Below are 24,919 nucleotides of genomic sequence, written 5' to 3' on the forward strand. Positions count from 1 at the left end.
AGTTTCCCATACCTCTCGAGGATGTGACTCCATCAATGCGGAGTCGCCACATCCGCAGTGACATGGCCATCGGCAAACGCCAGATCCAGCTTGCCCGCATCGCGAGCCTGCTCGGCGCTGCTGATTATCACCCCACCAGGGCCACGGACTAAGGCAAATCCTCTCCCGAGCAGTGCAAGCGGGTTCGTCTTGTCGAAGACCGTGGATGCAAGCTCCAGACGCGAAGTTTCCTTGGTGATCAGCGCCATACTCAGGGAAGCCACCCTTGAGGCGGCAAACAGCCCCCTTTGGCGCTCAGCTACACACAGGCCAGCCCCGAGCCTTGAAAATCGATCCTGCGCGAGCTGGAGGGCCATGCGCTGTTGGCTGAGGAGGCGGTCCCGACCTTTGTCGAGGCTGCTTTGCTGTTGCAACAGTTGCCGCTGCTCCCTATGGAGCGTTTCCGTCACCCGCCGGCTGAAGGTGCTCCAAGCGCGATCCAGATGCGGGGCTTGCCCAGACACCAGGCGCAAGATCATGCCGTTGGCCCGCTCGACCTGAGCCCGAGCAGTTGAGGCCTCAGACATGAGCGCTGTTTTGATGAACCCGATGACCTTCGATGGTGTGTCGAACCGGCGGTGTGCCACGAGGTCAAGCACGCATTCGTCGATCTCGTGCCCAATGCCGGTGAATACCGGAACAGGCAAACGGCAGACCCAAGCCGCAAGGTTCGCGTCGTTGAGCCAGGCCAGATCGCTTTTCGCCCCACCCCCACGGATGATGCATACGGCGTCGAATGGCTGCTGTTGATGTTGCTCATGAACCGTCCGCAACGCAGAGCGGATGCTGTCTGATGCGTCACGCCCCTGGAACGTCGCTGAGAAATACTCGAAGCCGCACACTTCGGCCGCAGCCAACTGCTCTGCATCACGCCGAAAATCGGCCAGCCCAGCAGCCTCGTGCGGAGCCACAACCGCAACGCGCCAGAACCCTCCTGGAGAGGGAAGTCCCCGCTGTAGGTCGAACCACTGCCGCTCCTTCAGGGAAACAATGATCTTCTGCATCTTGGCCTGCATGTCACCCAGCGTGTAGCTCGGGTCGATTCCGGTGACCATCAGGGAGAAGCCAAACTGAGGGGAAAAATCCGCCCTCACTTTCAGCAGGACGTTCATTCCTGCTTGGGGCAGGCCTCCGGTTGCCTGCTGCCACTCACCAAGTACCTTGCCGGCGACGTTCGCAAACATGGTGCACCGTGCTTTCGCGACCTCGGCTCCCTCACGCGACTCCAAGATGTCCATGTAGCAGTGGCCGTTCGGACGGCGCTTGAAGTCGCTGAGTTCCGCAATAACCCAGCTGCTGTCTGGTACCGCAGCACGGACAGCCTTCTGGATCTGGGTAAGGTATGCGCTGAGAGTGAGGTGCTGCTCAACCGGATCAGGTGCGTTCACCGGACTGACCCTCTTCAGCGCCCAAGGTTGCCTGAACAACGCTCTCGATTCGGGTAAGCCGGTCGGCGCAGAACTTACGTGCATCCGCAAATTCGCGAGCAAGGGTCTCCAGCTCGTCGATGCTCACCTCATTGCGCTCCAGGCGCTTTACCGTCTGGTCGATGAAGGCGATGTTGGCTTCGTAGGTGTCTCGGCTCATGTGGGAAGTCCTGGGGAAGATGAGATCAATCAACGTGCCAATTGTCGCAGCTTCCCCAAAAGACCCAACCCTATCAGCCTTCAGGCTGAACCCACGTTGTCTGACCCTCTGGGATCACGCCCCGATTGCAGCCGTATTTGGACAGGTACAACACCCTGCTCTGCCGCAACCAGGCCTCAACGGTTGGAACGATCATCGCGGCATACTCGGCAAGGCTCGGGTGCTTCTTCCAGCCGCCATTGCCGATCGCGGATTCCAGCGAACGGTCATACCAGGCATTGACCAGTTGCTCGACTCCCGCCAATTCTTCGCCGGCGGACGGTGCGGAATGGATCAGGTTATGCGCCTCGCGTTTCCTTTGCTCTCGGGTGGCATGTGCAGCTGGTAACGCTCCGAGGGAGAAAAGAGCGTCCTCAAAATTGAGGTGACGCTTCTCGTGAGTAGTCGAGTCCTCGGCTACACCGGGGACGAAAGAATAACGGCAGAGCTTGCAGTAGACCACGCCTCTGTCCTTCCGCTCGTAGTGCTGCTCCAACGAGCGAGCGATCCACTTGCGAACTTCGTGATAGCTGCGTGCCTGAAGATGATGCTGCGCCATCAGGTTGAGGCGCTGCGCATGGCTCAGTCCTGGGTGAAGGGCCTTTGCCTGCTTGGCGAGTTTTTTGAGGTTTTCGATATCGCGGAGCGTGATTGGGTTTTGCATACGGCAGCCTCCAAAGGCTGATGCTCTGTGTCCACTCCGGAGCACCCATAAGGGTTCCGTTGGTTTGTCGGTAGTGCTTTCGCTTTGCCAATGTGGACGGCAGGCACCTACCCGTGTGCCGAGGGGAATATCTCTGTCTCGATTGCGAACGTCAAGAGTAATGTCGAATTTCGCCCTGCTGGTTAAAATTTGAGCATCGCCGGGGGAGCTTCCCAGACCGCCACGCCAGGACTTTATCCACAGGCTTACCCCCACTTTCAGGGGACAAACATCGGACGAAAAAAATCCCGCTTGAGCGGGACTTATTCTTGGGCACTACCTCATTCCAACAGCATGTGCTCTTCACGGCCCATAGGTTTGTGCAGAGAGACGCTTTCACCATCCCTTTTGCCCTGAATGTACGCTCGGTACGCACCCATATCCAGTTTCCGGCGTTTCATCTTTGTGATCGGAACACCAGGATAATGTCTCTGGGTATAAGCGAGGATTGCCCGCTCCCCTTCTTCCGTAACGCCGGCAAATTCCTCTACTCGTTTGTGTACGCCGATGATCCACGCTTCTGCATACATCACTCCCGCTCTGCGCCTTTGCACTGCGCCCTGAACGCTGACCCCTGAGAGGTATTTTCTCTTGGAGTCTTTCAGTTGCCGGATAAGCACCTCATACGCATAGGCCGACATTTCAGCGCTACCGATTTCTCCAATAAAAATCAGCGACTGCCCGTTAGGGCCATAGCTGTAGAAACTCACACAGCCGAACGCCTTTGAGACAGTCATCGACAACATGCGAATCCATTGTGGCGGAACGCTTTTGGCTTTACCGATCCGCAGGGAGAATTCCTCCGCCTGGGTAGCACGCACATCGCCTACTTCCAGCTTGAACTTGTCCATAAGTTTGCGGGCTTGCCGCATTGCTGCTTCGGCCTCATGCGGGTTGCTGGATTTTGCGAGCGCAAAACATTTCTTGATTCTGCCTAGTGCGCGAGCGCGCTTATCCATGTCTGCAATTGCGCACTCACTCACCAGCCAATCCTCCGCTTCGCGACACGTTATTAAGCATGACGCTTCAGCGACATCCAATATCGCCCTGTATTCGGGTTGCTCAGCAAATATACTTGCTCCATCCCTTCAAACGAGGTGTCAAACTTTTTGACGTCTTCTCCGAAATAATCACCCAAACGCGACAACACTTTTTCCTGCTCTGCTTGCGGCTGGTCTTTAAGTTCATCAAGAACCATCTTCAGCTCTGTGATTGCTGCGACAAAAAACGTTCTTGCTCGCAACGCATCTGGCTGCCCGAGCGTTGACTCGTATTCACTAAGCACTACAGCCATTGCCATAGAACTTCGCTCACGTAACTCCGCACACTCTTGAGTCAGCACGATTGCGATTAGGAGATCATGACTGCCTGGAATGTCCGCATGCAGAACCTCTAACATTTCCTCAGACCACTCCTTGTCCCCAGGTAGGTTATATCCATCAAGAGAAAAACTACCGCTGGCCCCGATCAACTCATTAACTCCGTACATAAAACATCTTCTCCGTAAATTTGTAGGTCACCGTAAAGGCCTGCATTCATCCGCTTCGCGAAACGGGGGCACATCCCACACCTACCAATGTTTATTTTATGAAAGTGAGGCACTTCACTGCTAATAGCATTTCTAGCCTGATCGAATAGCAGGACTCTCGTTTCACTGCTAATAACTTCTGCACCATATGAAGCATCTACCAATGGTCCTCCGCTGGCTTGCCAAAAGCCCGACAGGTTAAATCACTGCTAATAGATGGGCTGCACTTGTCGTTTTGACTCGTAGCTGATGCGGTTCATCAGGCAGTAGTCAACTGTGTATCCATCTATTCTGGTTACGATTTCCCCTGTCAAATCGAGCAGCGCAGATGCTCCTGCATAAAATCCAAACCCGCCACTGGCATATTTTCCGCTCCGAATCTGGAATCCTTTCGCGTCGGTAATGGATACCCCGGTTATCTCGTGCCATAGGAGGAACACACCTTCCCCGTACAGGCCTTCGTCCCGCACTGAAAAGAGAACCTGCCTGAGGTGGCTTCCATGGGCCACGCCTATGAAATCGCCGTTTGGTAGCACCGGCGGGAATAACCTGCCGTCATCTCTTTTTCTGAACTCCAAATGTCACCGCCTGTTCATTGCCGTGTTTCGCCGGCTCTTTATTTTCGATATCACCCTGGTGACAACCAACGCTGACTTGATCGACAGGCTGACGCAGCAAGCGATCCCGGTAATGCACATGCCAGTGAAGATCATCCCGTGGATTGCTGATGTCCATGCTCCGAGGTATGGCAGATTCGCGAAGATCATTCGCTATGCCCTCCACTTGCGCTCGCCGAGTTGCCCGCTAGGGTCTCGATCGCCACCCGCAGTTTCGCGTAGTCGGTTTTCAAATCGCTGAGCACATACCTCGACCCGCAGTAAGTCATCCAGGCTGTTGCTAACCCGGCACTCAATGCGCCGATCGACCCAAGCAGTTGCTCCAGTAGTCCGCTTCCGAGCATCAGATTTACTCCCCCTAAATCCTGGCTGCTTACCCCAGGCCGCAAATTTGCGCTGCGTCAATCCTCCCACCATCGCATCCAATCCCAAGGATTTTGCGCGCTCTGATCCCAATAGTTGGCCTCTCAACCGACACTCTGTCGATGCACCGCATTCACCCGCTTCGCGACACAGGTTCAAGAAAACCACCCTCACACCACCTCGCTTGCTTATGGGAGTCTGAGGGTTCACCTCACATAGAGAGAAAGTCGCGCCGTAATTGTTTTCATGCGCGCTGCTCTGAAAGGCAGGAACTACGTGGTGTGTAGCGATATCGGCTTCAAATGGCTGCCTTGAAGGGGTGCTGTCGTCGTCGAAGGGGTGTCGTGAAGGGGTGTCGTGAAGGGGTGTCGTGAAGGGGTGTCGTGAAAGGGTGTTGCTGCCCTGTAACGCCCGCAACTAGGGGCCCCGCGCCTATTCAGCCGAATCAATTCGCAGCAAACGGTTCGGTGAAGGGGTGTCGTCATGGTTGAAGGGGTGTCGTGAAGAGGTGTCGTGGTCGGAGCCCTTGATTTTGTTGGGCTCCACCATTTTCTGCACCGTACCAGGGCGAAGCGATCAGTCGGACGCTGCGGGGTAATCCTGAGTGATGAACGCTGCAATAGAGCCATCAACCACGCCAGCTTTCTTCACCGCAGGGACAAGCTGACGGCGGACTCGCTGAATGACTGAGCATGTTTCCCGGATCTCGGCGAGCTGGATTTCGTAGGCCCGAACGATGTTCTTCAAGGGCTCCTTCACGAACGAGAACGACGAGACCGGGTACTTGCTTCCTTGACCCTTGTTGATCGTGCGGATGACCCGCGGTTTCTTGGCTTCGCCTTCCTTGAGCCTTGGCAAAATCACTTTCGCCCATTCGATGGTGACTGCATTCGGGCTGGATTGCCGTATACGGATCACGATCGGTATATGCCCAGGCTTGCCTGCGTGCTGAGAAAGGGCTGTCTGGAAGAAAGAGTCGCGCAGCTCCTCGGCTCGGCCGACAAGGCTGGAATAGACGCGATCGAGCTCCGCTACTGCTGGATGCTTGGGGGCTTCAGAAGGTGGGTTCATATGTCGCTCCTTTGTGGATGGGAGCATTTTGCGGCTCAACACCGGGGGTGTGGATCGATTTCAGACGCTAAAACGTCCTGAAAACGAAGCACAGGGCTCTCGCGAAGGCAGATTATGACGGCTCGTCGTCATCTGTTGACCGGGTGATGCAGTTACAGCGCTTGGGATTCTGTAGGTGTGGGGTTTCATGTGTTGCGGGGTCATCTGCGTCGTCATTTGGCGCACTTCTTTTGTCTTTTTTTGCTGGGAGCGGCATACGAATGGGTAACGCCTTAGGTCTGGATATTGGTTACAGCAACGTCATTGGCGTTTTTGGCAGTGGCGATGGGCAACCGGAGTCGATTATTCGTCCCTCGCAGGCCGCTCCCTTGAGCGTTCTGCCTGGGGATTCTGGGTTACGCCCTGGTGAAGTAATCGTTGAAGTTGATGGCGCGCCCTGGGTGGCATTTGCCGCGCCCGGCCGAGTTCAGGATGGACGAGAGCTGCACGAGGATTACACTTCCTCGCACGCCTATGAGGCCCTATTTAAAGGTGCTCTGCTGCATGCGGCCGGTGATAAAGACGTGATTGACTGCTTAGTAACTGGCCTTCCTGTCTCGCAAGCCCGCGATAAGCCCTATGTAGAAGCCCTGATAAAGCGTATGACCGGGACGCATCGGATTACGCCCAAGCGAGAGGTTACGGTTAAGCGAGTAGAGGTTGTTGCTCAGCCTATCGGGACTCTGACGGAGATTTACTGCAACTCAGATGCTTCGGAGGTTATTGAGGAGTCAGTTTCAATCATTATTGATCCGGGTTTTTTCAGTGTTGATTGGGTGGTATTTGACCATCGCGAACTGGTAGTCAACTCCAGCAGCAGCCTCAAAGCTATGTCTGTTGTACTTGAAGCGTGCAACGAAGAAATTGCGAAGGATCATGGCGGTATTCCTGGTGTAGAAAAGATCGAACATGCGCTCCAGTCGGGTAAATCTTACATCCTGATCTATGGCCGCAAAGTTGAGCTTGCTGAATATCTCGAGCGCGCTGCCGAGCGTGTTATCCCATCCGTCTTCACCGAGATCAAACAAGGACTTCGATTCCTGAAGGGGCGTGCTATCGACTGTGTAATTCTCGGCGGTGGGGGAGCCTCATTGTATGAGCCATTTGCTCGAAAAGAATTTCCCGATGCTTTGGTAGTCAAGCCCGTGAATAGCGTAAAAAGCAATGCCGAAGGTTTCTGGCATATAGCACGCTCTTAATTAAACGGCTGCGCAGGGAAGCGCTGAGGAGGGAATGTGGATAAAACGATGAGACTACAATGTCGAGTCACGCCAGCGACACAAGAATTGCACGCGCATCTCGAAACTATTGACCCCGATTATCGGGGTAAAAGGCTTGTTGCAATGGCTGCACTGTATCTAAGCATGATTAGCGCGACCGAAGAGATTAAAAATAAGCAGACTGATACTCAGCAGCATAATAATCTCTCTGAGGGCGAAAAAGAACCAATTAGTAATGAGCCTACGTCTCGTCCAGTTGCTAGCTGGATAAGGGGGGCTAATGTTTAATATCCGTGCCAGCTCCTTTGTTGCTGTCTATGCATGCATTGCAATATTTAATTCAGCAAGCGCAAACGCTAATGGATTTTCATTAAAAGGGACAATGTGGGAGCGAGCCTCAATGGCCACCGCATGCAAACCGGACCCATTGCTTCTATATTCACTGGCCCTGAATGAATCTAAAACTTCTGCCGGACAAGGGATGGTTGCACCACACCCATTTGCGCTTCGGAACGCGCCTAGTGGTGCCCTGTACCCTAAAACCTATATGGCTGCCAAGGTTGTACTCGGCAAATATATTGCCGAAGACATTCTTACCGATATAGGGATTATGCAAATAAATTATCGCTGGAATGGCAATCGAGTAGCACGCCCAGAGCTTCTTCTTGACCCTGAAGTAAATATTCGGATCGGTGCCCAGATACTTTGCGAGTCGATTGCGCAATACCCTGTCGATATGCAACTAGCCATCGGTGGCTACCATACACGAAACCCAAAACGTGAACTTGACGCACGTGAGTATGCGAGTAATGTGCTCAGAATTTGGCGTTCACTACAGCGTTTAAAGTAAGGGCAGGGACATGCGAGTTAAGATCAACGCATCGATGATACAAATGGGTCTGCGCTGGCTGACATCTGGCTTGCGAGATTTCAATGTCATTCTCGCTGAGCAGCGCTTGACTCAGAGCGATATGGTTTGGCTTTCTTCGTTGAGCACCAACCAACGTCAGTTGAACGCTGTCGACGCTCTCCCGGTCTCCCTCTACCGGGTCCACTACAACACCCTAAAGGTCGGCAGGGGCTACCTAGACGATGAAGAGTTTAGGGAGATAGGTAACAAAATGGTTATGTTCATGGAGTTTTGCCACTTCTCCCGCGTCAACCAGACAAGCCCAATTCTGGCTGTAGGCCTAGACGATGTTGGGTATCGGGTGTTCGAGGCAGGCTCTTTCGACTCTCGGATGATGCTGGTTAGCCGCGGCGGATTCTCGGTTGGCACCAGGTGCAACCTCAGGAAGCTGAGGATGAACCTATCTTCGTCAGACGATCAACTCAGGGACGTGACTACAGTATTGCTTGGTGACCTTCGGTACTTTCTGAAGCCTGGCGTGAGTGGCATAGGTCGGATCAAGGACTATCCCTCGACGATGCCCCTTGATGTGGTAGCGACCGAGTTGCTTCAGCAGAAGCTACAGCCAAAGTTGGTCGCGCAATGGACTGGATTGAATGCGGACGAAGTAGTCAGGATGAAGCGGTCCTTGCTACGGGATATCCCCCTTGTTCAGTCCCAGAGTGGACGAATACAGGCACCAAATAAGACACTGGCCGAAAGCCCTCTTCACAGTTTGCTCTATCTAACTGTATACAGGCTGCTCGCCGACAATCCTCTTCGGCGGACGAATGCTCGGGCGGTGGTTGCGGCTCATCGCGAGTATGTAGAGCTGTGCAGAGCTGTCGGCATTGAGGCCAGCGATATGATCTCCCCTTCCAACGGTTACCAGCTCAGCAACGCGATGAAGACCGGAGACATCACTCTCACTCCATGCAGCAAGTGCAAGGAAATCAACGCTCGTTACGCACTCAAGCCCGGCCGATGCATCTGGTGCAACCACTGAATCCCATCCACGTGAAGCTATTCGCAGGCCCTGTTCCCCCTGGCTGGAGCTTTCCGTTTGGGATTCTGCGTGGTAGTGAGATTATATTGGTGAGATGAATTGAATGGTGAGCGACATGCGAAACGACAAAGTTGAGTGCCAGTGCTGCAAGAAAATGATGGTACCGAAGGTTATCACCAGCGCCCCTTTCTACATCAGCGGCGTCCCTGTTGGTGGCCGTGACCCGGAGGCCTCGGTTTGCCCGTTTTGCCTATCTCCCAAGTGGATGCTGACTGAAGAACAGGTTCTTACCGGTGCAAAGGCGAATGCTGAATTTTACGGCATCATCGTGTTGCTGATGATCAACATCGTTGTGTTCACCCGCTTGGGTGCAGAGGCGGTCGGTGTAAGCGTTGGCCTGTCTGTTTTGTTGTTCCTGTTCCGGGCGCAAATCGCAAAGGCGGTGAAGGATCGGCTGACTGAAATCTTCAAGGGGTAAACTATGCAGGTGGGTAAGAAAAAGGCCGGGGAATCCCGGCCTTGTCGTTTCAGCTTAACCTCATCTAGTCAGCGTTGATCCCTGTCGGTCGCTGAGGTTTGTGGTTTGTGGCTCCCGCCGAGGATGGCGACGGTGCAGGTGGCGGAGCGGATCTGGCTGGTTGTGGGGCTGTAGCCGGTGTTGGAACTTGAGGAACATCCTCATTCGAAGGGCCCTGGTACGCCTGGTACTGCACGGCATCCCTTGAATCCGCCAGCGCCGTCAGGGTGGGATAGGAACCGCTTTCAGGGGCCTTGGCAGCATCATCGATCGCAGTAATAGCCCCTGCGATGTAGTTATCATCCCGGATGCCTTGGCTACGATAGTAACCATTCAGCTCTCGATAGGCATCACCCTCGGCCGATCCAAACTCACCAGTAGCCTTGGCGGCAAAGTATTGTGCTTCCTCGGGCTTCAACCCTTGTTTGATACCGATGTCGTAATAGTTTTCGAGCTTTTCACTATCGGAGCCGCTGCGGAAGGCTCCAGCAATCGTATTGATCCCTGTAAAGGCCGCATTCGCGCCATTAGCTACAATGTTGCCCAGATTCGTACCTTGGCTTGCAGCTTGCCCCCTTGCTGCCAGGGTGTCATATGCAGCTTGGGAGGAACGGTTATCCACGTGATCCTGATTCTGCGAATTAGCATCAATCACTGGCTGCATGTTCTCAGAATTTCGCTGCCCAATAACCGTAGCGCCATCCTCCTTCGTAGCTTGATAGCCACTGGCATTCATGTCATTTGAGTTTGCATAGGCCCCAGCATTTGAATTCCATTTTGCATCAAGCTTGCCAGCGATGGCGTCGGTGCCGGCAGTGGCCTTGGCGGCACTGCTTGTGAGACCAGCGTTCGAGTTTGCATCTCCTTGGTTGACGTTAAAATCGAACGGGTTGTATTGACTCATCAACAGATCACCAAGGCGTCCGTCCTGATTGATCGCACGAATCGCTGCCATCGCTCGACGCTCGCTCGTGTCTTTCGACATATCCTGGATGCTCTGGCTACCGAAGGCTTGTTTGTACAGATCTTTACCTGACTCTGTTTGTCCTGCCATTTTCTCGAGCGCCAGCGCGGTTTCATTGCGGCCGAGACCGCGAGTGAGCGCTTTGACGCCGGCGTCTCTAAGGTTAAGTGATTGACCGGCCTTGATCGAATCTTGTTGTGCAGATGCCTGGCTATAGGTCTGTTGCGCCTGAAGGGCGCTCGAACGGGTTTTCCCGATCTCGTCTGTGTTCGATGCGCTCTGCTGTGCCAACGCGCTACTTGAGAAGGCATCGCCCGTCGCGAAGGTCAATGTGCTCGAATCGGTTGCCTGGACAGACTGCGTAAGTTGGGCAAGTGCTTTCTCCGCCTTGGCTTTGCTTTCCTGAGTCATGGTGTCGGCCGAGGTGTTATCCGACCGCTTCATGCCGCCAAGCGGCGTAGAAATACCCATTGCGGCGTTGGACGTGGCCTGATTCAGCGAAGACTCGGATAGGCCGAGGCTCCGCAGGGACTCTTTTGCCTCGTTGTAAGATGCATTCGAACTGAGGACCGAACCTGCCGAAAGGTTTTCGCCGATCTGCGCAAGTGCTTGCCGCCCTGTGGCCGATGAGTTGAGTTGTTGACCAGCTGCCTTGAGGCTTTCTTGGTACTGAGAGGTTGCCGTTTGAGATGCCATGCTCGCGCTCTGCACAACAGCGCTTGCTGCTTGTTCGCTGCTGATGGTTTCTGCCAGTTGCGGGCTACCTGTTTTAGCAACGCCGGCCCCTACCTGGTCAGAAGTGAACGAAGCATTGGTACTTAGAACAGGTGCGCTCTCCTGAGATCGAGGATTCACGTCTTCGGACTTGAATTTTTCGCCAGCTGTCATTTGGCTCATGATGCTATTCGCAACCATGGCTGAGCCAGAAACGATGAAAAGAGCCAAAGGCGGCACAGAAGCGGCGAGCAAGCCGCCGATACCGAGAGCCTTGCCGATCGCCTTATCAATGTCCATGAGTTGAAGCATTGCAAAACCAGATCCAGTCGGATCGTATCCATTGAATACGGCCTCCATCTGGGAACCGGCATACCAGAGGGTAAAAGCATTGACGATACTTAACAGCGGCATCCACAACCCAACGGCCAACGGCAACACGAGATACTTGCCGAGGATAGAAAGGCCAGGCCCACCCAGGAGTAGAGCAAAGGCCAAGAACGGCGTCATCGCATAGAGCATGCCCTCGAAGAAGGCGATCATCGGCCTCATGTAATGCTTGAAGCTGTCGCCCTTCCCCGCCCATTGAATTTCTTGCTGGTTGAGCGATTCACGGAGAGCCATTGCAGCCCTTTGTTCTTGCCAATGGTTCATGGCGTCGACACGAGAGTCGTTAAAAATCGGGGCTATTAGCGAAGTCAAAACGTAGTCCTGAGCCGACTTGCTACTGAGTGCCAGACTTTGAATTGCCTGGTCTGTAGCGGCTTGAACCTGTATACCGGTGGTCATTCGATTGGTTTTGACTTCTTCGCTGAATCCTTTCTGAAGAATGTCCTCCAGCACGTCTGTGTAGACGTTTTGCAAATGCGCGTTGAGAAACGACCTGGCCTCTGCACAGCTCTTCATGGTGCCGGCGGTACCGTCGTAGACATAGATGAACATCGATGATGTCTGATTTGAGAGCACCTGAGCCCAGCCGGGAGAACGGTACAAGTCAGTCAGGGTCTTATCCGTTCTCAGCGCGACGGGGTTTAGCGAACAGAATGTCATGTACTCGTTTACCGATCGGGGCAGATCCCACCCATCAGACTTTCGGTAGTTTTGAAAACCGTCCAGTGCCATCGGGTTCCGAAGAGCATCGCGCACCTTCGACAACGTACTCAGACTCGAGAACAGCCCATAGTCGGTCATGCTTGGAGTAGAGAACGCTTGCTCCGTGGTTTTGGTGATGCCGTAGGCCACCGTTGAGATGACTGAGCCGACAAATGCAGGGCCAAGAGGCACGTTGTCCACCACCCGCACCTGCGACGACACCGTATCCTCGATAACTGTGGTGGCTGTAGGGCCGTAAAACATCATGTAAAGGACGAGCACAAGGCCTGCCTTTCCAAAGGTAATGGCCTGGTTATTGAAAACTGCTTGGAACGCCAACAGAAAGAGGCCTATTAGCGCGCCAATACGAGCAAGATCTTCTGCGTCTCCGCTCCCTGTGATCATCGCGCAGGCATTGAGCATGATCTCAAGAAACTCGGCGCTGCCTGTTGTGTAGATAGTGAAGTCCATGGATGTCTCCGTTACGCGCCGGCGTTATCGTTGATGGTTCCCTGCGGCAGGGTTCCGCTATCAAACACTGGGGCCATCTGAAGCATTTTTTCTGCTTGGCCATCGGCATCTTTGCCCTGCATTGCGTCCTCAATGTACGAACGGTATTCGTCCATGAGTTCTCCCTTAGTAGCCCGCAGGTCCTCGATCACCTTCCCTGCATCCGGCATGTTTAGGCTGGTCAGGCCCTTCTCTGTGTGCCCAAGCAGTTGATAGATCAGGCTCATTGATGCATCCGCAGCAATTTTCTTGGCGAACTGATTCAGATAGTCATAACCGGATTGAGCACCTGCCTTTTGGGTGATTTTCATCAGATTCACCCCTACGCGGCTGGATGCGAGGTATCCAATCCGGTTCCCGTCAGCAGCCGTTGCAGTGCCATTGGCGAAACGCTCAAGGATTCCATTGTTTTGAAGATCTTCAAGAATTCGGGTTTCGAGGCCCTTGAAGCTGGTGAGAGTGCGGATTTTCGGGTCTGAGCAGTCAGCGTCATCCTGGTCGCACTGGTAGACCTTGACATCGAGGTTCGTAGAACCCTCAACCAGAATTTTGAGACCTTCGCCGGTGATGAGCTTCGGCATGGGATGCGCAGCGAAGTTTTTCCCCCCGCTGGCATCGTTGGTGAGCGACACGTTGTAGCTACCGACCATCGACATGATGAATTCTGCGTTTTCATCGCTGCCGAACAGAATCTGTGACTGGAGGCCAGACTTCATCATGGCGCACCACAGAACGTTACCAGTGTTCTCGCACTGAACGGCCTTGCCTGAGGCCGCAATCCGGTTCGCAGGGGAGTCTTCTTTGGTAGATTTCGCGGTAAAGAAGTCAGATGAGACGTTCGACCCGAAGGCCGTCATTGCGGATTTGAAATCTGTGCTCTCTTCGTATGCCTTTTTGGCGTTTGTAACCAACCCACTCGCCAACTGGCAGCTGTTGGAAAACATTTGGTTGAGCGCCTGGATCTTGTTGGCCAGGTTGCGGATCACGCCACCTGTTTGAGCGTCCATCGCATCAAGGGCCAACTCAAAGGCAAAGCCCGAAACAATGCCAGCAGCGTTCGACGCCACATTCCTCATGAGCGCTACGAACTCCTCGCCGTTGATAAAGGAGAACGAGCCACTGTAAAGGTTGATCCCCCCGCATCCACCCTTTGCGCTTGGCGGGGTAATGCTGATGAGGTTGGCAGTGGATATCCGATTCCGAAGGACAACGGAGCCGCCGGTAATAACGCCGCGTGTGGCTGTTTTATATGCCCCTGGACTGGTTACGTTGATCATGCCGCTGAACATTTCATTGACCTGCTGTTGAATGTTCGCGTGAGCCCCGAAGGGCACCATCAGCGCTACAGCAAGGGCGATCGGTTTGATTTTCACTGGGCACCTCCGTTGTCTTTTTGAAAGGCGCGACGAGCTTCATCGCGCATCCGATTCACGAATTCGTTAGGGTTTTTTGTTGCGTCGGGCGGTGCGTCAGCTAGTTTCGTGGCGTCGATCAAACCCATGGTGTTAAGGCGGGATGTAGCGTTGTATTCCTGATCGGAAATCAGCCCCGCTTCATTCGCCGCCATTAAAATCCGAGTGGTTGCCGTCTCCATTGAAACGGTGCTGAAGCTGACGATCTTCACGTCATTCGGAGGGATGACTAGGGCCAGTGCCGGCGAGGTGATGATGCCAAGCTGCTCTGCGAGGCCAGTGTCGTACTGTGTATTTGGATACTTGCCTCCAGGAAGAGGAGCCCCGTCCATCGATACGGGCATGACTGTAAATCCGTACCTGAACTCGAGAGCTGAGACCGCTGCCAGAGCCTGCTCGCAAAGGATGCAGTCGTTACCGTTGTAGAAAAACATCAGCGCAGAGCTGCCGGCGATCATCTTCAACAGGGTTTCTTTCTGCTTGCCGGCCGCAGTTGCTAGAGCGTCAGAAGCGGCGTTGGAGGCGGGATAACGCATATCCTCGTCGAGGAATGGGTCATTACGGATTACGTCGACGGAGTGACGTGAGAATCGCTCGGCCTTGTCGAGCATGATTCGCTGAGCCCAGAAGTACGCACTCACATTCTCCTTGGTGGGGTTATCCATGGCTGCATCACGCAGTTTCGGAAGCATTTCGCGAATCCACGCCACGCTGCCGGTCGGCGGCAGCTCGGGCGCGGCTGGCTCGGAGGCTTCCGTTTCGGCTTGAGGTGGGGGCGCTGGAACCGGCGCGGGCTCGAGTTTTTCGGGTTCCTGTTCAGGAGGCGGATCTTCGTACCAGAACCAGCCACGCTCTTTGTCCTGGTAGAACGAAGAACCAGCAACCTGGGGCGTTTTTGACTCGGCGGGCTTGGTCTCTCCCGCAAGGGAAGTGCTGCTTATAGCGGCAGCAAGCAACAAGATGGGAAATTTTAGGGGCGTCATGAGTCCGTCTGGCCAAGATGGGGATGCTCGAATTGTGAGCGTTGGCCAACAGGAGGGGGCGCGTTTTCAGGCGCTTTTACGGTCGGAAAAAGAGGGGGGAATTGAGAAGGCCAGAGGCCTATCGCTGTGCGCGATAGACCTCGTGGCCGAGGAAGCCGAGAGAACCACGTTCACGAAGAACGTCATTCCAGTCGACACCTTTGGAGCCGTCAGGGATGGGCATGTCGGGCAACATTATCTGTGCCTTGATCCCCATTTCCCACAGACGTTTTTTCAAGGTCAATGCCGCTTTCTGGCCACCCTCCTTGCGGTCCTTGTCAGCCCAGATTCGGACTGCTTTGGTACAGGCTGGTGGTACGAAGCTCTCCAACAAGTAGGAATTCACCAAGGGCCATACTGGTAAGCCCATGGCTGTTTCCACCGACAGAGCTGTTTCCAATCCTTCACATACATCCAAGACTTCTCCTGGATGCGATGTTGGCACCGCACAACCGGGAAGCTTGCGGTTGCTGGGAATTGGGAACATTTTTTTCGGCTCCGCGAGATCGGCTTTCTCACCCTTCATCGTCAGGTAGTGACGGTTGATGGTCACAGCCTGGCCTTCAGGATCGATGAGCGTACACACTATCCCTGGATGCTTAGAACGCTTGCCGGCTTTGTCCTTGTAGGTCAATTCCGGGTGAAAGCGAACGTAGCGGCTCAGCTCTGGTCGATCCCAAGCAAGAATGCCTCGGGAGCGAAGATAGAGCCTTGCAGGTTCCGCGGATGGGTCTGTGAGAGGAACGGTTCCCTTCCACAGGTTGCGCATAGCTTCACGCAGCCAATCGTCTGAAGCCTCTGGTTTTGCTGGGGCTCGCTCCTTTCGGATTACAACGCTTGGGATAAATCCATCAGCGGTGCGTCCATACGGGTCTTTGACCCGGAGCAATGCTCCAACCTCCTGTAAAGCATGGTGAAAGCTCCAGCGGTTGACCCACATCAGCAAGGCTATGCCATCAGCCTTGACTCCGCAGGTACGGCAGATACCACCGCTCGACGATCCAGCCGTCTTGCGGAAAATCTTAAAACCGTCTTCCCCACCATGCACCGGACATGGAACCCCACGTCCTGCTTTTTTGTGTGCCGGCACCAATGACGATGCGAGGCTTGCGTAAATGTCATGCCAGCGGCCATCAGCGGCTACCAGCACATCTTGCTTCTCTGGGGCGTAATTGCCTTCTGAGTCTTTGGACATGGGTACCTCCGTTTGGTTGAGATGCGCCCCGAAGGGCGCATTGCTGGCTATTTCACGATCTTGATTTCCCAGGAGTTGCGGTAGGTATCAACCCACTCCTGTTCTTTCTTACCGTCAACAACGACCTCTTTGAGCACACTCACGGCGGTTTTGCCAAGGAATGTCAGCTTGATCGTGTCACCTTCTTGCGCACCGGACTGGCGCAATTGAGCGTTAAGCTCTATGCCCCAAACCAAGTGCTCACCGATACGCAAGAAGAACGAGTTTCCGTTCTTCTTGAGGAACCGATAATGGGCGAAACCTGAACCGCGGTATTCGCCGGTAACAGATCTACCAGCGACACCTTGAAAGTTGAGTTCAGTAGCCCGCGCTTCTTGATCTTGATCACCCAGGGCGACTTCGTTCAATTGAGCTGTTTCTTGATGCTCGGGCTGAGTTTCGCGAGGAAGGAACTCCCCTTTGATTTCGCCCTGCTGTTGCTTTTCGACCGATGCAACCTGGTTCCGACCTTGCGGCCGATACAGGGTGTTGATCACCACCGGTTCAAGCACCTGATGCGTCGTTTCATGAGTTTCTGGCGCGGGAAGCTTATGAGCCATGCGTTCTGAAACGATGCATAGGCCTAGTGGCAGCCGGAGATAGCTTGGAACATCGAAGTCAACCCGGATCATTTCTCTTCTCCCTGGCGACGCAGGTAGGAGGGAATGTAGTAGTTATCGTAATCGACGCTGCTACACCAACGGGCGTTGGGTAAAGTCTTGGTTGCTTGAGGAGCTGAAGCCTTCAGACAACCGCGTAGGTAGCTCAGAACACCACGCAGGATCTGCTCAGCATTCAGGATTACCACGGCGAGGAACACGCAGAGAGTCAAAGGCAAAACATGCTTTGCAAACTGCGGTGCGTATACAGCGCCCAACGTAGCAACGAGGAAGCCAAACGCGGTCAGCACTTTAACTTTGAGGGTTGTAGATGCCATTTTTCAGTTCTCCATTTTTTTAAAGCGGAGAACGCCCTAACGGGAGTTCCCCGTCAGGGTTTTTTTGACACAAAAAAAGGAAGCCAATGGCTTCCTTTTTTGATCGGCGCTACGCGAACGTAGGCTTGGTTTTTAAGCTGATAAGCTCAGCTTCGCTTGCTCCCAGACGCATACACGTCTTGGGTACCAGTGGCAGCAGCATGCTGTCACTTAGGGTCAATGGCCTCCAGGAGGCAAATTCTTAATCGACCTTGGCCGATGAGTGATGTAATTCTCGCCGCCATTTCAGTCTGTCGTCAACCAGAAAAAATCACTTCAAATTCCGACGCAAATCGTGCGCGAAATCGAAATCCAGAGGCTCCGCAAGCTGGTGCAATAGTCCGGCCACCAACATCCGGAGAAACCGCTAATGGCGACCAATCAACCACAACCGACGAAATACCAATACTCCAAACCATCCCTCAAAGGGAAGATGGTACTGAACACTGAGCAGGCGAAGTTCTTCGCCGGCAACCGTTTCGATAGCCTCATGACGGCTCTTTTTATCATCGACGTTACGTCCCGCAAGCTGGCCAAAAACCTCAAGACCTTTGATCACAAAGCGGTGGTCGATGCGGTCTCGAAGAAAATCGAGCGCATGGAAGTAGCCGTGCGTGACGAGTCTGAGCGGATGGACACGCTTTTGAAGAGCCTGGGAATCAAAGAGCTTGCAGGGTACAGCTCACCAGTGACTCGTGAATTCGAAATCACAAGCCCAGAAATCAAGCGGATGAGCAGCCTGCTTCAGGCATTTGACCATCTGATTATCCAGGTTGATACAGCCTGGCTGCATGAGAAGATCGATAGCTCGGAAGCTGAGGAGTTTCGTGCAAGCAAGAGCAACCAAATGGCACGGCTGATCCGCTCGCTCGTTGGGCTCGGTCAGAGCGCGCGTGCAAAGGCATACGCGAGCAAGGTCGCAGAGCTTCAAGAAGATATCGAGAAGGCTGAAGCCAAAGTGACCGCTGACAAGGAGGAGCGCGAGGCGGCTGGTCACATTGAGCCTGATGGCAATGCCGACCCTCTCGATTCGCTTCCTGAAGAAGCCGTTGCTTGATCGCGCCAGTAATGAAAACGCCCCGCATTGCGGGGCGTTTTGCTTAGGAGAGTCATTATGCTTGATGATCTTACGTCAACACAGGCAAGAAGCAGTAGAAGACGCAGAAAAGCGACGGATCAGCCTCCTCCACGCGAAGCCACTCCATTGTGGGAAGAACAGCTGGCCACCGACGAATCACTTGAAGCGCCGCCAGAGGCAGTATTTTGGGATAAGGTCGCGATCGTCTCTGTCACTGCTGCTGTTCTTGTTGGGGTGGCGATAGGTGTTCCTCTCGGGGTCTATCTTCATGGCACGCTGTAAATCCATCCTCACCTCGGCGCTTCAGCTTTTCGACATGCCGTCTAGCAGCCCAATACCCCCCCTTGATTCTGCGCTCGCTCAGCGCCCGGCAAATTGACACCACATGGCCCCGAGTAAAAACCGGGGCTTTGTAGGACTGGATTTTACGAATCACGCCCCAAATGCTGTAGACCCGCTCAGGCATTCCATGGGTAAAGCTGGCCTGCCCTGCCATCACTGCGTAGCTGTGGATTTTCTGAGAGTGGACTCCGGTGACCTTCTGAACTGCCTTCACGTGTGCGTAGTTCTGCATCAGCGGGTTTTGCACGCGATATTTCCTTCGGCCGACGATCTGCAACCAGCTCTCAGGGGCTTCCGGGTAGGTAATGATCTTTCCCTTGAAACACTTCGTTTCCAGGACAAAGATCCCGTAGCGCGACACGATGATGTGGTCAACCTGCGTCGACTCTCCCCTTGTCTTACCACGATAGATCGCGTTGGCGAACACCTTGTATTCGCCGCTGAGGCATAGGCGGAGCATGAAGTTCACTTTGTACTCCCCCCACCACCCTCGGTAGGCAGGAAATTCAAGTAGACGGACGTGGGCGATGCCCGCTAGAACCCCCAGAATCAAAACCGGGGGCAGGTACAGCATTAGAAAGTCATTCATACCATCGCAAATCCGCCCTTACGGGCGGATTCTCCATTAGAACGGTTCGCTAGAGCTTCGAGCAGCAATCGGTCCATCGCCAGAACATGTACATGGCATCGTTCCCAGTACCTGGAACATGCCGACTAGGCCCGCCCTCCCAAGTCTGGGGCGGTTCTCCGAGCCACATTGCTCTGCTGTTCTGCGACTTTGGCCAGAACTGGGTCACTTTGTACTGGCTTTTCGGAATCGTCGGGTAGATACCCGCCTTGCACACGTTTTCATCACCCATAGTGCGTCGAGCTAGGCCCCTGCGGTGTTGCTGAGCGATCACTCGCGCAGCCAGCAATGCTGTCGTCCGGTTTGCATCTTGCGCCACGGTTACGCCGGCAAATGGGTAGATACTCCCCCATGTACCGGTACACCACCAAAGCGACTCAAGAGGTTCCTTTCGTGCGGTAACCAACGCGGATTCGGCAGCACATGCCGCAATAGCGATTGGGTTTGCCACTGCCGCGGACTCGGGGTGCTGGAAGAACGCCAACGTACCGTTGTTCCAGGTCGGGTCGATCTCAGTGAAAGAGATGATGTCGAGGTCGAGATAACCGTCCGGATTGCATTTGGTAGGCGTGTAGAGATCGAGGATCTGAAGCAGCGGGAAGGCATACAGATGAGCGTGGTAGAACGAACCGGCGGCCTGTCCTGTCTGGGTACTATTGTCCTGCCGAAGCCGACCATAGCTGCGCTTGTTGCCAAGCGGGAGCGTCACACCGCCTAGGGTTGGCGAGCAACCAGGCTTACGGACAGTTTCAACCATCCGGGCCGGCTCCCACATAGCAGTGATGATTCCGGGCTTGTAGATCGAGGACGAGCCTTCCTGGCAGATACAGAAGACCATTTTTGTAGCCTTGGCGGGTGCTGTGCCGGGGGTTATTTGCACACCAGATACACGGATTGGGAAAAGGCACGCCCAGCAGATGTCGGTGAACAACTTCGGACCAAAAAGGCCAGAGTCCTCACACATCACCTCACCGGACGAAGCCGTATCAGCCGCTATCCCTGGTAGGGAAAACATACCTGCAATCACTAGAAGTGCGGCGGCTATTACCTTATTGATGCTCATGATTGGCCTCCTCGAAGGCTGATTGAGCAACCTCGCGGACGATGAAGTTTTCCGTGTCGGCTGTTACGACAGAAGGAGCGCGAAGTATCTGGAAGCGCTCCGCCATGTCAGGCGGCAATAGGTAGAGGGGGGCATCCAGCCTGTCCTGTACGCTGTTGAACAGATCCCAACCAGAGGCAGTGGGAATCTGAGTAGCCATTACCGTGACGGTAAGATTTGCCCCATGGTCTGCGTATTCACGCTTCGCCAGGGCAACCTGCCAAGGCTGCGTCGGATCGATTACCACCAGTTTTTGGTCAAAGGGCATCATGTCGAGTGGATTGATCCTCCCTGCCTTCTGAACAACTCTGCCTTGGCTATCGAGAATGTCATCGGGAACAATGACCGATGCATCGACGAGGCGGGTAGCACTCACCGTTACCTGCGGCAATGGATGTCCTTTGTGGTTATCCCAAAACCGGGCGATTGCTCGCTTTTTCATGGCGTCGGTGTCCAGCTCTGCAATGCGCTGCTTCGCAACCTCCATGAGGTCTGGCTCTATGATTTCCTGTGTGGAGCCAATAGTGCCTAAATCCCCCCGCTTGCCCTCCTTAACCGCTCCCTCGATATAGCTGACAGAAGACGACCCAGCAGCTTTAGCGATCAGAGCATCATTCGGTGCTTCGAGAGCCACGGTGGGGACGGCTGAAACGCTGTGACGTTGGAATGCGAGAGGATCAAGCAGAACACTTACAGTGCTTTGCGTCTCTTGCGTGAGAAGGTGCATTTTGGTCACAGCATCGCCCATCGACATACCATCAGGTATGCCTCGAAAAACGATGCCAACACCAGGCAGTCCGTCAAAAGACAGCAGTATGTCTTTGAGGGCGGTAGCGCCCATCGACCACGACACGAAAATCAGAGTGCGATTACCATCGCCCAGGGGATGTTTTTTCTCGCGATCTGAGCCATCCGCGCTAGCTAGCCCTGAGTCGTTCTGCTGAGCATTTTCATCACCGGCTTGAACGATGGCCTTTTCAGCCATCTCACTCACCCAACTCATGTCATCTTGGCCGCTTTCTGCGCGCGCGGCATTCGCATTTCGGCTGATTTCCCTAACCTGTTCGAGGAGCACTGGATCGAATTCATTGATGTCGTACTTGCGAATGCCAAGGTCATCGCCGGCGATGGCCATCGTGCAGCCAAAAGCCAACCCAATGCACATGGCCAATTGCTTTTTCACCATATTGGATACGCCTTCCCGATGATTTGGTCTGTCGAAGCTGAGCCCCAGTAGCGGGAGTCGAAAGAGTCTGGCGTGCGGCCGAAGAACCAGTAACGGCCCTCGCCTATTTCCCCTTCCCGAACATATTGCTGGGGATCAATCCCGTGCTGGCTGGCGACCTGAAGCCCTTTGCCCACGGACACGCCATTGATGGTTGTTTCATCAAGCGTGACTTTGGCGTGATCGCCAGGCATCCCCTCAAGCACCTTCACGATGATTGTGCCGTCAGCAAAAATCGGACTCAGACCTTTGGAGTGAAAGGCGTAGATTTCACCGCGCACCAAGTCATCCTGCTTTTTATCGATGATCCATAGCCTGTAAGGGGGCAGGCATAGGGAGTCCTGGCTAGCGATAGCAATCGAGTAACGGGATGCCAGCAGCACAATGCTGCCGGCAACCACTGCCGAAAAGAGTAGGCCTTTGCCGATAAAGGCCGCCGAGAGTCGCTTTGGAGCTCGATCTCGCTCAACCTTCGCCATTGCCCTTCGAACCTTGGCCTGAATGCTGAAGGGGTTCGACAACGCCATTACGCGACTTCCGCCGGATCAGGGTTGTACTCGACACCTCGATCACGGAGCACGCGCAGAATTGCCTCATCCTGCGGAACGCCGGTGAGTGTGTAATTTCGGATCGCTTGCACATCTTCGGGTGCGGTCGAGTAGAGGAGGATCGAGTATGGGTCCACCGTGAGTCGCACGATGCCGGCACCGCGGGGGGTGAGCATGAATATCTCGGAGTAATGCCCTTTGTACGACTTAACAGTCTTCAGGATTCGATACCCGCCCTCACCCAGCGGCAGGCGCTTGTTTTCCTGGATAGCATCAATAGCTTCGGCCTTCTGTCCTAGCAGTAGGGTGAACGCAGAGTTTTCAGCGATGGCTTGTCCGACTTTATTCTGATAGAGGTCGTTGACCCCCTGGGTAATGACGATGGCACTACCACCATATTTCCGGAATCGCCGGTAACCGTGCTCGATGAACTCACCAACGTTGCCCTGGGAGAGAAGCGACCAGGCTTCGTCAATGATCACGATTTTCGGGCGGTCACGCTCACCAAGGTACATGTCCTGCTGGATCTGGTAGATGAGCTGAAGGAGTACGACTTGCTGAAGGTGTTGACGCCCCTTCAGCTCCTCAAGCTCGAGTACGGTGAAGGGGTTCTTGAAGTTGAGATTGTTCTTACCGTTGAAGAAGCGGCCGTACTGTCCCTTCGAGGTGAATGCGAAGAGCTGATGACCAATATCTTGAATACGCGGGTCTGGGTCGGCAAGCAGAGAGTCAGCAATGCTGTCGACAATCATCGTCTTGCCAAGCGTTTCCCAGCATTGTGTAAGGTGCCTTTTTAGCCCTGCGGTTTGGAAGTCGATCAGAGGTACGGTCGGAGCAGCCATAGCAGAGAGCAACCCAACCAGGACATCCTCCTCCTCGCTGTAGTCTTCAATTAGCTCGAAGGGGTTGAGGCAGAGGTTCGACTCCTGGTCAAAGCGTGCAAAGTCGCCCTTGTACGCTTCAGACAGCTTGAGGTAGGAGAGGCCCACATCGATGACCCAAACCTTCGCCCCAATACTCAGATACGACGTGATGAGATAGTTGGTCGCAAACGACTTCCCGGAGCCCGACTGAGCGGCAATCATTGCGTTGTAATTGGTGTCGGAGTCAAAGAGGTGGAAGCTGACCGGCTGACCGTTTCGGGAAATGAACGGGGCCACATGAGTCCCGGTGCCCTTCCAGTCGCCATAGATTGGCAGCAATGGCAGTGCTTGGGTGAGGCTCAGTGTTTTGAACCGGAACAGCTCCTTCATCGCATCCGGGTCGGCGCACATCGGCAGGGAGTTCACGAACACGGGCAGCACACAGAACTTGTCCTCCATGAGACTGAAGCCCTGCGTAGCAAAGTGGCTCTTCGCATTCGATGCCGCCTGAATAAGGTCTTCGCGGTTCCGGCCGAACACCACGAGGGTCATTGTCGCCTGTACGTTGGGAAGCCCTTTGTCTAGGTCTTCAAACAGCGTGTCATAGGCTTCCTTCGTTTTCCGTAAAACGGGAACGAAATGCACCATCGGGCCGAAGCTCTGGTTGATGGACCATTGGCGGCGTTTCGACAGCTTGTCCTTTGTCTCCAGCTGGGGAGGGAAATACAGGGTCATATTGATAATGCAGTTGCCCCGGATGCCGCCGCGCTGAGACAAAATGTCAGCGAGATACTGAGAGGCATCGCCCTGCCACATGACATCAGGAAAGCGCTTGGCCGAGAGCGTTTTTACGAAGCAGTCGTCTCCGATCTGAAGGTGGTCTTTCTTCACGTCGAGGCTGCGGTTGTAGTCGAGGATCTGCTCATTCAAGGGCTTGTCTGTGTCCGCTTTCATGTCCGGATCTTCGCGCCACGATGCTGTTGGCCCCTGGTTCAGGATGGAGGAGAAAATTTCTCGGTACGAATCGTTGGTGAGGGGCACGGCTGCCAGGTTGCAGCTGTCCAGCGAGGTTCGCAGTCCGTCGAAAAGCTCCTTCGCCGCGTTCGCTTCTGTCTGGGTAGGCAAAGCATTGGCGATCGGAATAGTTACGGATACGACCAGACTCTGCTCACGAATTCGTACACCCGAGATTGAATCAACTGGGCGCATGGTGCGGTCGCTGAAATAATCGGCTCGCGCGTTTGTCACCTTCTCCAACAATGCTTGAGTTTCTACGGGAAGGTCAGTGCGGCCGGATTCACGGAAGGCCCGGCGCAGACGAAGGAATCCCGTCTTCATCTCATTGATATTTTCAGTGCAAATGAGGCTGAACTGGATCGTCGTCTTCTCAGGCCAGTCGACCGTTAAACCAGCCTTCAGGCGGTCGCCTTCATCCCCGTTTGAGCCTGAGAGAGGGGAACACAGGAATGCGAATCCTAGGCGGTTCCCTTCCAGCTGGAACAAGTAAAGATTCGGTTCGTAGGCAAGGCCGTTGATCAGTTTCGAGAGCCGAGGTGTTGAGCGGATAAGCGCTTTGAGCATTTCTGAATTC

25 protein-coding genes are annotated in these 24,919 nt (G+C 54.3%); 6 read left to right on the forward strand and 19 right to left on the reverse strand.

Annotation, left to right across the window (positions count from 1 at the left end; all coding sequences use genetic code 11):
* Positions 1–32: 32 nt before the first annotated feature.
* The 8 genes from xseA to mobI all read right to left on the reverse strand — a co-directional run bounded on the left by xseA (position 33) and on the right by mobI (position 5,947).
* Entirely contained in the window at positions 33–1,427 is a 1,395-nt protein-coding gene (gene xseA / locus LQ249_RS30970) for an exodeoxyribonuclease VII large subunit (protein WP_126588705.1), read from the reverse strand.
* Positions 1,414–1,626, reverse strand: coding sequence for an exodeoxyribonuclease VII small subunit (locus LQ249_RS30975; RefSeq protein WP_011078018.1), 213 nt, complete (start codon positions 1,624–1,626; stop codon positions 1,414–1,416). Before LQ249_RS30975 ends, xseA begins: the two co-directional genes overlap by 14 nt.
* Before the next feature lie 73 nt (positions 1,627–1,699).
* Positions 1,700–2,329, reverse strand: coding sequence for a hypothetical protein (locus LQ249_RS30980; RefSeq protein ID WP_232566629.1), 630 nt, complete (start codon positions 2,327–2,329; stop codon positions 1,700–1,702).
* 320 nt (positions 2,330–2,649) lie between these two features.
* The gene (locus tag LQ249_RS30985) at positions 2,650–3,351 is read right to left on the reverse strand and encodes a DUF2786 domain-containing protein (protein ID WP_232566630.1); all 702 of its coding nucleotides are present in this window, start codon (positions 3,349–3,351) and stop codon (positions 2,650–2,652) included.
* A gap of 29 nt (positions 3,352–3,380) precedes the next feature.
* Entirely contained in the window at positions 3,381–3,857 is a 477-nt protein-coding gene (locus LQ249_RS30990) for a hypothetical protein (protein WP_047883133.1), read from the reverse strand.
* A gap of 248 nt (positions 3,858–4,105) precedes the next feature.
* Positions 4,106–4,474: a hypothetical protein gene (locus tag LQ249_RS30995; RefSeq protein ID WP_232566631.1), complete on the reverse strand. Its 369-nt coding sequence runs from the start codon at positions 4,472–4,474 to the stop codon at positions 4,106–4,108.
* Positions 4,452–4,631, reverse strand: coding sequence for a hypothetical protein (locus LQ249_RS31000; protein ID WP_144277084.1), 180 nt, complete (start codon positions 4,629–4,631; stop codon positions 4,452–4,454). The genes LQ249_RS30995 and LQ249_RS31000 overlap by 23 nt, the downstream gene beginning before the upstream one ends.
* Positions 4,632–5,452: 821 nt before the next feature.
* Positions 5,453–5,947, reverse strand: coding sequence for a conjugative transfer protein MobI(A/C) (gene mobI / locus LQ249_RS31005; RefSeq protein WP_011078012.1), 495 nt, complete (start codon positions 5,945–5,947; stop codon positions 5,453–5,455).
* A gap of 260 nt (positions 5,948–6,207) precedes the next feature.
* Here mobI and LQ249_RS31010 point away from each other — a divergent pair, with 260 nt between their 5' ends.
* The 5 genes from LQ249_RS31010 to LQ249_RS31030 all read left to right on the forward strand — a co-directional run bounded on the left by LQ249_RS31010 (position 6,208) and on the right by LQ249_RS31030 (position 9,579).
* Entirely contained in the window at positions 6,208–7,185 is a 978-nt protein-coding gene (locus LQ249_RS31010; RefSeq protein WP_232566632.1) for a ParM/StbA family protein, read from the forward strand.
* A gap of 36 nt (positions 7,186–7,221) precedes the next feature.
* A complete protein-coding gene (locus LQ249_RS31015; protein WP_011078010.1) occupies positions 7,222–7,494 on the forward strand; it encodes a hypothetical protein in 273 nt (90 codons plus the stop codon).
* Complete coding sequence (locus LQ249_RS31020; RefSeq protein ID WP_082136195.1) at positions 7,487–8,056, forward strand: transglycosylase SLT domain-containing protein; 570 nt, start codon at positions 7,487–7,489, stop codon at positions 8,054–8,056. The genes LQ249_RS31015 and LQ249_RS31020 overlap by 8 nt, the downstream gene beginning before the upstream one ends.
* A 10-nt stretch (positions 8,057–8,066) precedes the next feature.
* Positions 8,067–9,101 carry a hypothetical protein gene (locus LQ249_RS31025; protein ID WP_232566633.1) on the forward strand — a complete coding sequence of 345 codons (1,035 nt, stop codon included), beginning with the start codon at positions 8,067–8,069 and terminating at the stop codon, positions 9,099–9,101.
* A gap of 115 nt (positions 9,102–9,216) precedes the next feature.
* Positions 9,217–9,579, forward strand: coding sequence for a hypothetical protein (locus LQ249_RS31030; RefSeq protein ID WP_011078007.1), 363 nt, complete (start codon positions 9,217–9,219; stop codon positions 9,577–9,579).
* A gap of 64 nt (positions 9,580–9,643) precedes the next feature.
* Here LQ249_RS31030 and LQ249_RS31035 read toward each other — a convergent pair whose 3' ends face one another.
* The 6 genes from LQ249_RS31035 to LQ249_RS31060 all read right to left on the reverse strand — a co-directional run bounded on the left by LQ249_RS31035 (position 9,644) and on the right by LQ249_RS31060 (position 17,503).
* Positions 9,644–12,859: a conjugal transfer protein TraG N-terminal domain-containing protein gene (locus LQ249_RS31035; RefSeq protein ID WP_011078006.1), complete on the reverse strand. Its 3,216-nt coding sequence runs from the start codon at positions 12,857–12,859 to the stop codon at positions 9,644–9,646.
* 11 nt (positions 12,860–12,870) lie between these two features.
* A complete protein-coding gene (locus tag LQ249_RS31040; protein WP_122810461.1) occupies positions 12,871–14,271 on the reverse strand; it encodes a conjugal transfer protein TraH in 1,401 nt (466 codons plus the stop codon).
* A complete protein-coding gene (gene traF, locus LQ249_RS31045; RefSeq protein ID WP_043859734.1) occupies positions 14,268–15,293 on the reverse strand; it encodes a conjugal transfer protein TraF in 1,026 nt (341 codons plus the stop codon). Before traF ends, LQ249_RS31040 begins: the two co-directional genes overlap by 4 nt.
* 118 nt (positions 15,294–15,411) lie before the next feature.
* The gene (locus LQ249_RS31050; RefSeq protein WP_080922803.1) at positions 15,412–16,527 is read right to left on the reverse strand and encodes a DUF7146 domain-containing protein; all 1,116 of its coding nucleotides are present in this window, start codon (positions 16,525–16,527) and stop codon (positions 15,412–15,414) included.
* Positions 16,528–16,574: 47 nt separating this feature from the next.
* The gene (locus LQ249_RS31055; RefSeq protein ID WP_232566634.1) at positions 16,575–17,198 is read right to left on the reverse strand and encodes a DNA primase; all 624 of its coding nucleotides are present in this window, start codon (positions 17,196–17,198) and stop codon (positions 16,575–16,577) included.
* A complete protein-coding gene (locus LQ249_RS31060; RefSeq protein ID WP_011078001.1) occupies positions 17,195–17,503 on the reverse strand; it encodes a hypothetical protein in 309 nt (102 codons plus the stop codon). The genes LQ249_RS31055 and LQ249_RS31060 overlap by 4 nt, the downstream gene beginning before the upstream one ends.
* A 409-nt stretch (positions 17,504–17,912) precedes the next feature.
* Here LQ249_RS31060 and LQ249_RS31065 point away from each other — a divergent pair, with 409 nt between their 5' ends.
* A complete protein-coding gene (locus LQ249_RS31065; RefSeq protein WP_232566635.1) occupies positions 17,913–18,599 on the forward strand; it encodes a hypothetical protein in 687 nt (228 codons plus the stop codon).
* Positions 18,600–18,831: 232 nt separating this feature from the next.
* On the opposite strand, the gene LQ249_RS31070 is transcribed toward LQ249_RS31065, so the two are convergent.
* The 5 genes from LQ249_RS31070 to traC are packed head-to-tail and all read right to left on the reverse strand — an operon-like array spanning position 18,832 to position 24,909.
* Complete coding sequence (locus LQ249_RS31070) at positions 18,832–19,551, reverse strand: nuclease-related domain-containing protein (RefSeq protein WP_232566636.1); 720 nt, start codon at positions 19,549–19,551, stop codon at positions 18,832–18,834.
* A gap of 49 nt (positions 19,552–19,600) precedes the next feature.
* A complete protein-coding gene (locus tag LQ249_RS31075) occupies positions 19,601–20,605 on the reverse strand; it encodes a TraU family protein (protein WP_031319548.1) in 1,005 nt (334 codons plus the stop codon).
* A gap of 34 nt (positions 20,606–20,639) precedes the next feature.
* The gene (locus LQ249_RS31080; protein WP_232566637.1) at positions 20,640–21,878 is read right to left on the reverse strand and encodes a TrbC family F-type conjugative pilus assembly protein; all 1,239 of its coding nucleotides are present in this window, start codon (positions 21,876–21,878) and stop codon (positions 20,640–20,642) included.
* The gene (locus LQ249_RS31085; RefSeq protein ID WP_232566638.1) at positions 21,872–22,444 is read right to left on the reverse strand and encodes a S26 family signal peptidase; all 573 of its coding nucleotides are present in this window, start codon (positions 22,442–22,444) and stop codon (positions 21,872–21,874) included. The genes LQ249_RS31080 and LQ249_RS31085 overlap by 7 nt, the downstream gene beginning before the upstream one ends.
* Positions 22,444–24,909 carry a type IV secretion system protein TraC gene (gene traC / locus LQ249_RS31090; RefSeq protein WP_232566639.1) on the reverse strand — a complete coding sequence of 822 codons (2,466 nt, stop codon included), beginning with the start codon at positions 24,907–24,909 and terminating at the stop codon, positions 22,444–22,446. The genes LQ249_RS31085 and traC overlap by 1 nt, the downstream gene beginning before the upstream one ends.
* Positions 24,910–24,919: the final 10 nt, after the last annotated feature.

Source organism: Pseudomonas sp. 7-41 (assembly GCF_021233075.1).
In the GTDB taxonomy this organism is placed as follows: domain Bacteria; phylum Pseudomonadota; class Gammaproteobacteria; order Pseudomonadales; family Pseudomonadaceae; genus Aquipseudomonas; species Aquipseudomonas veronii.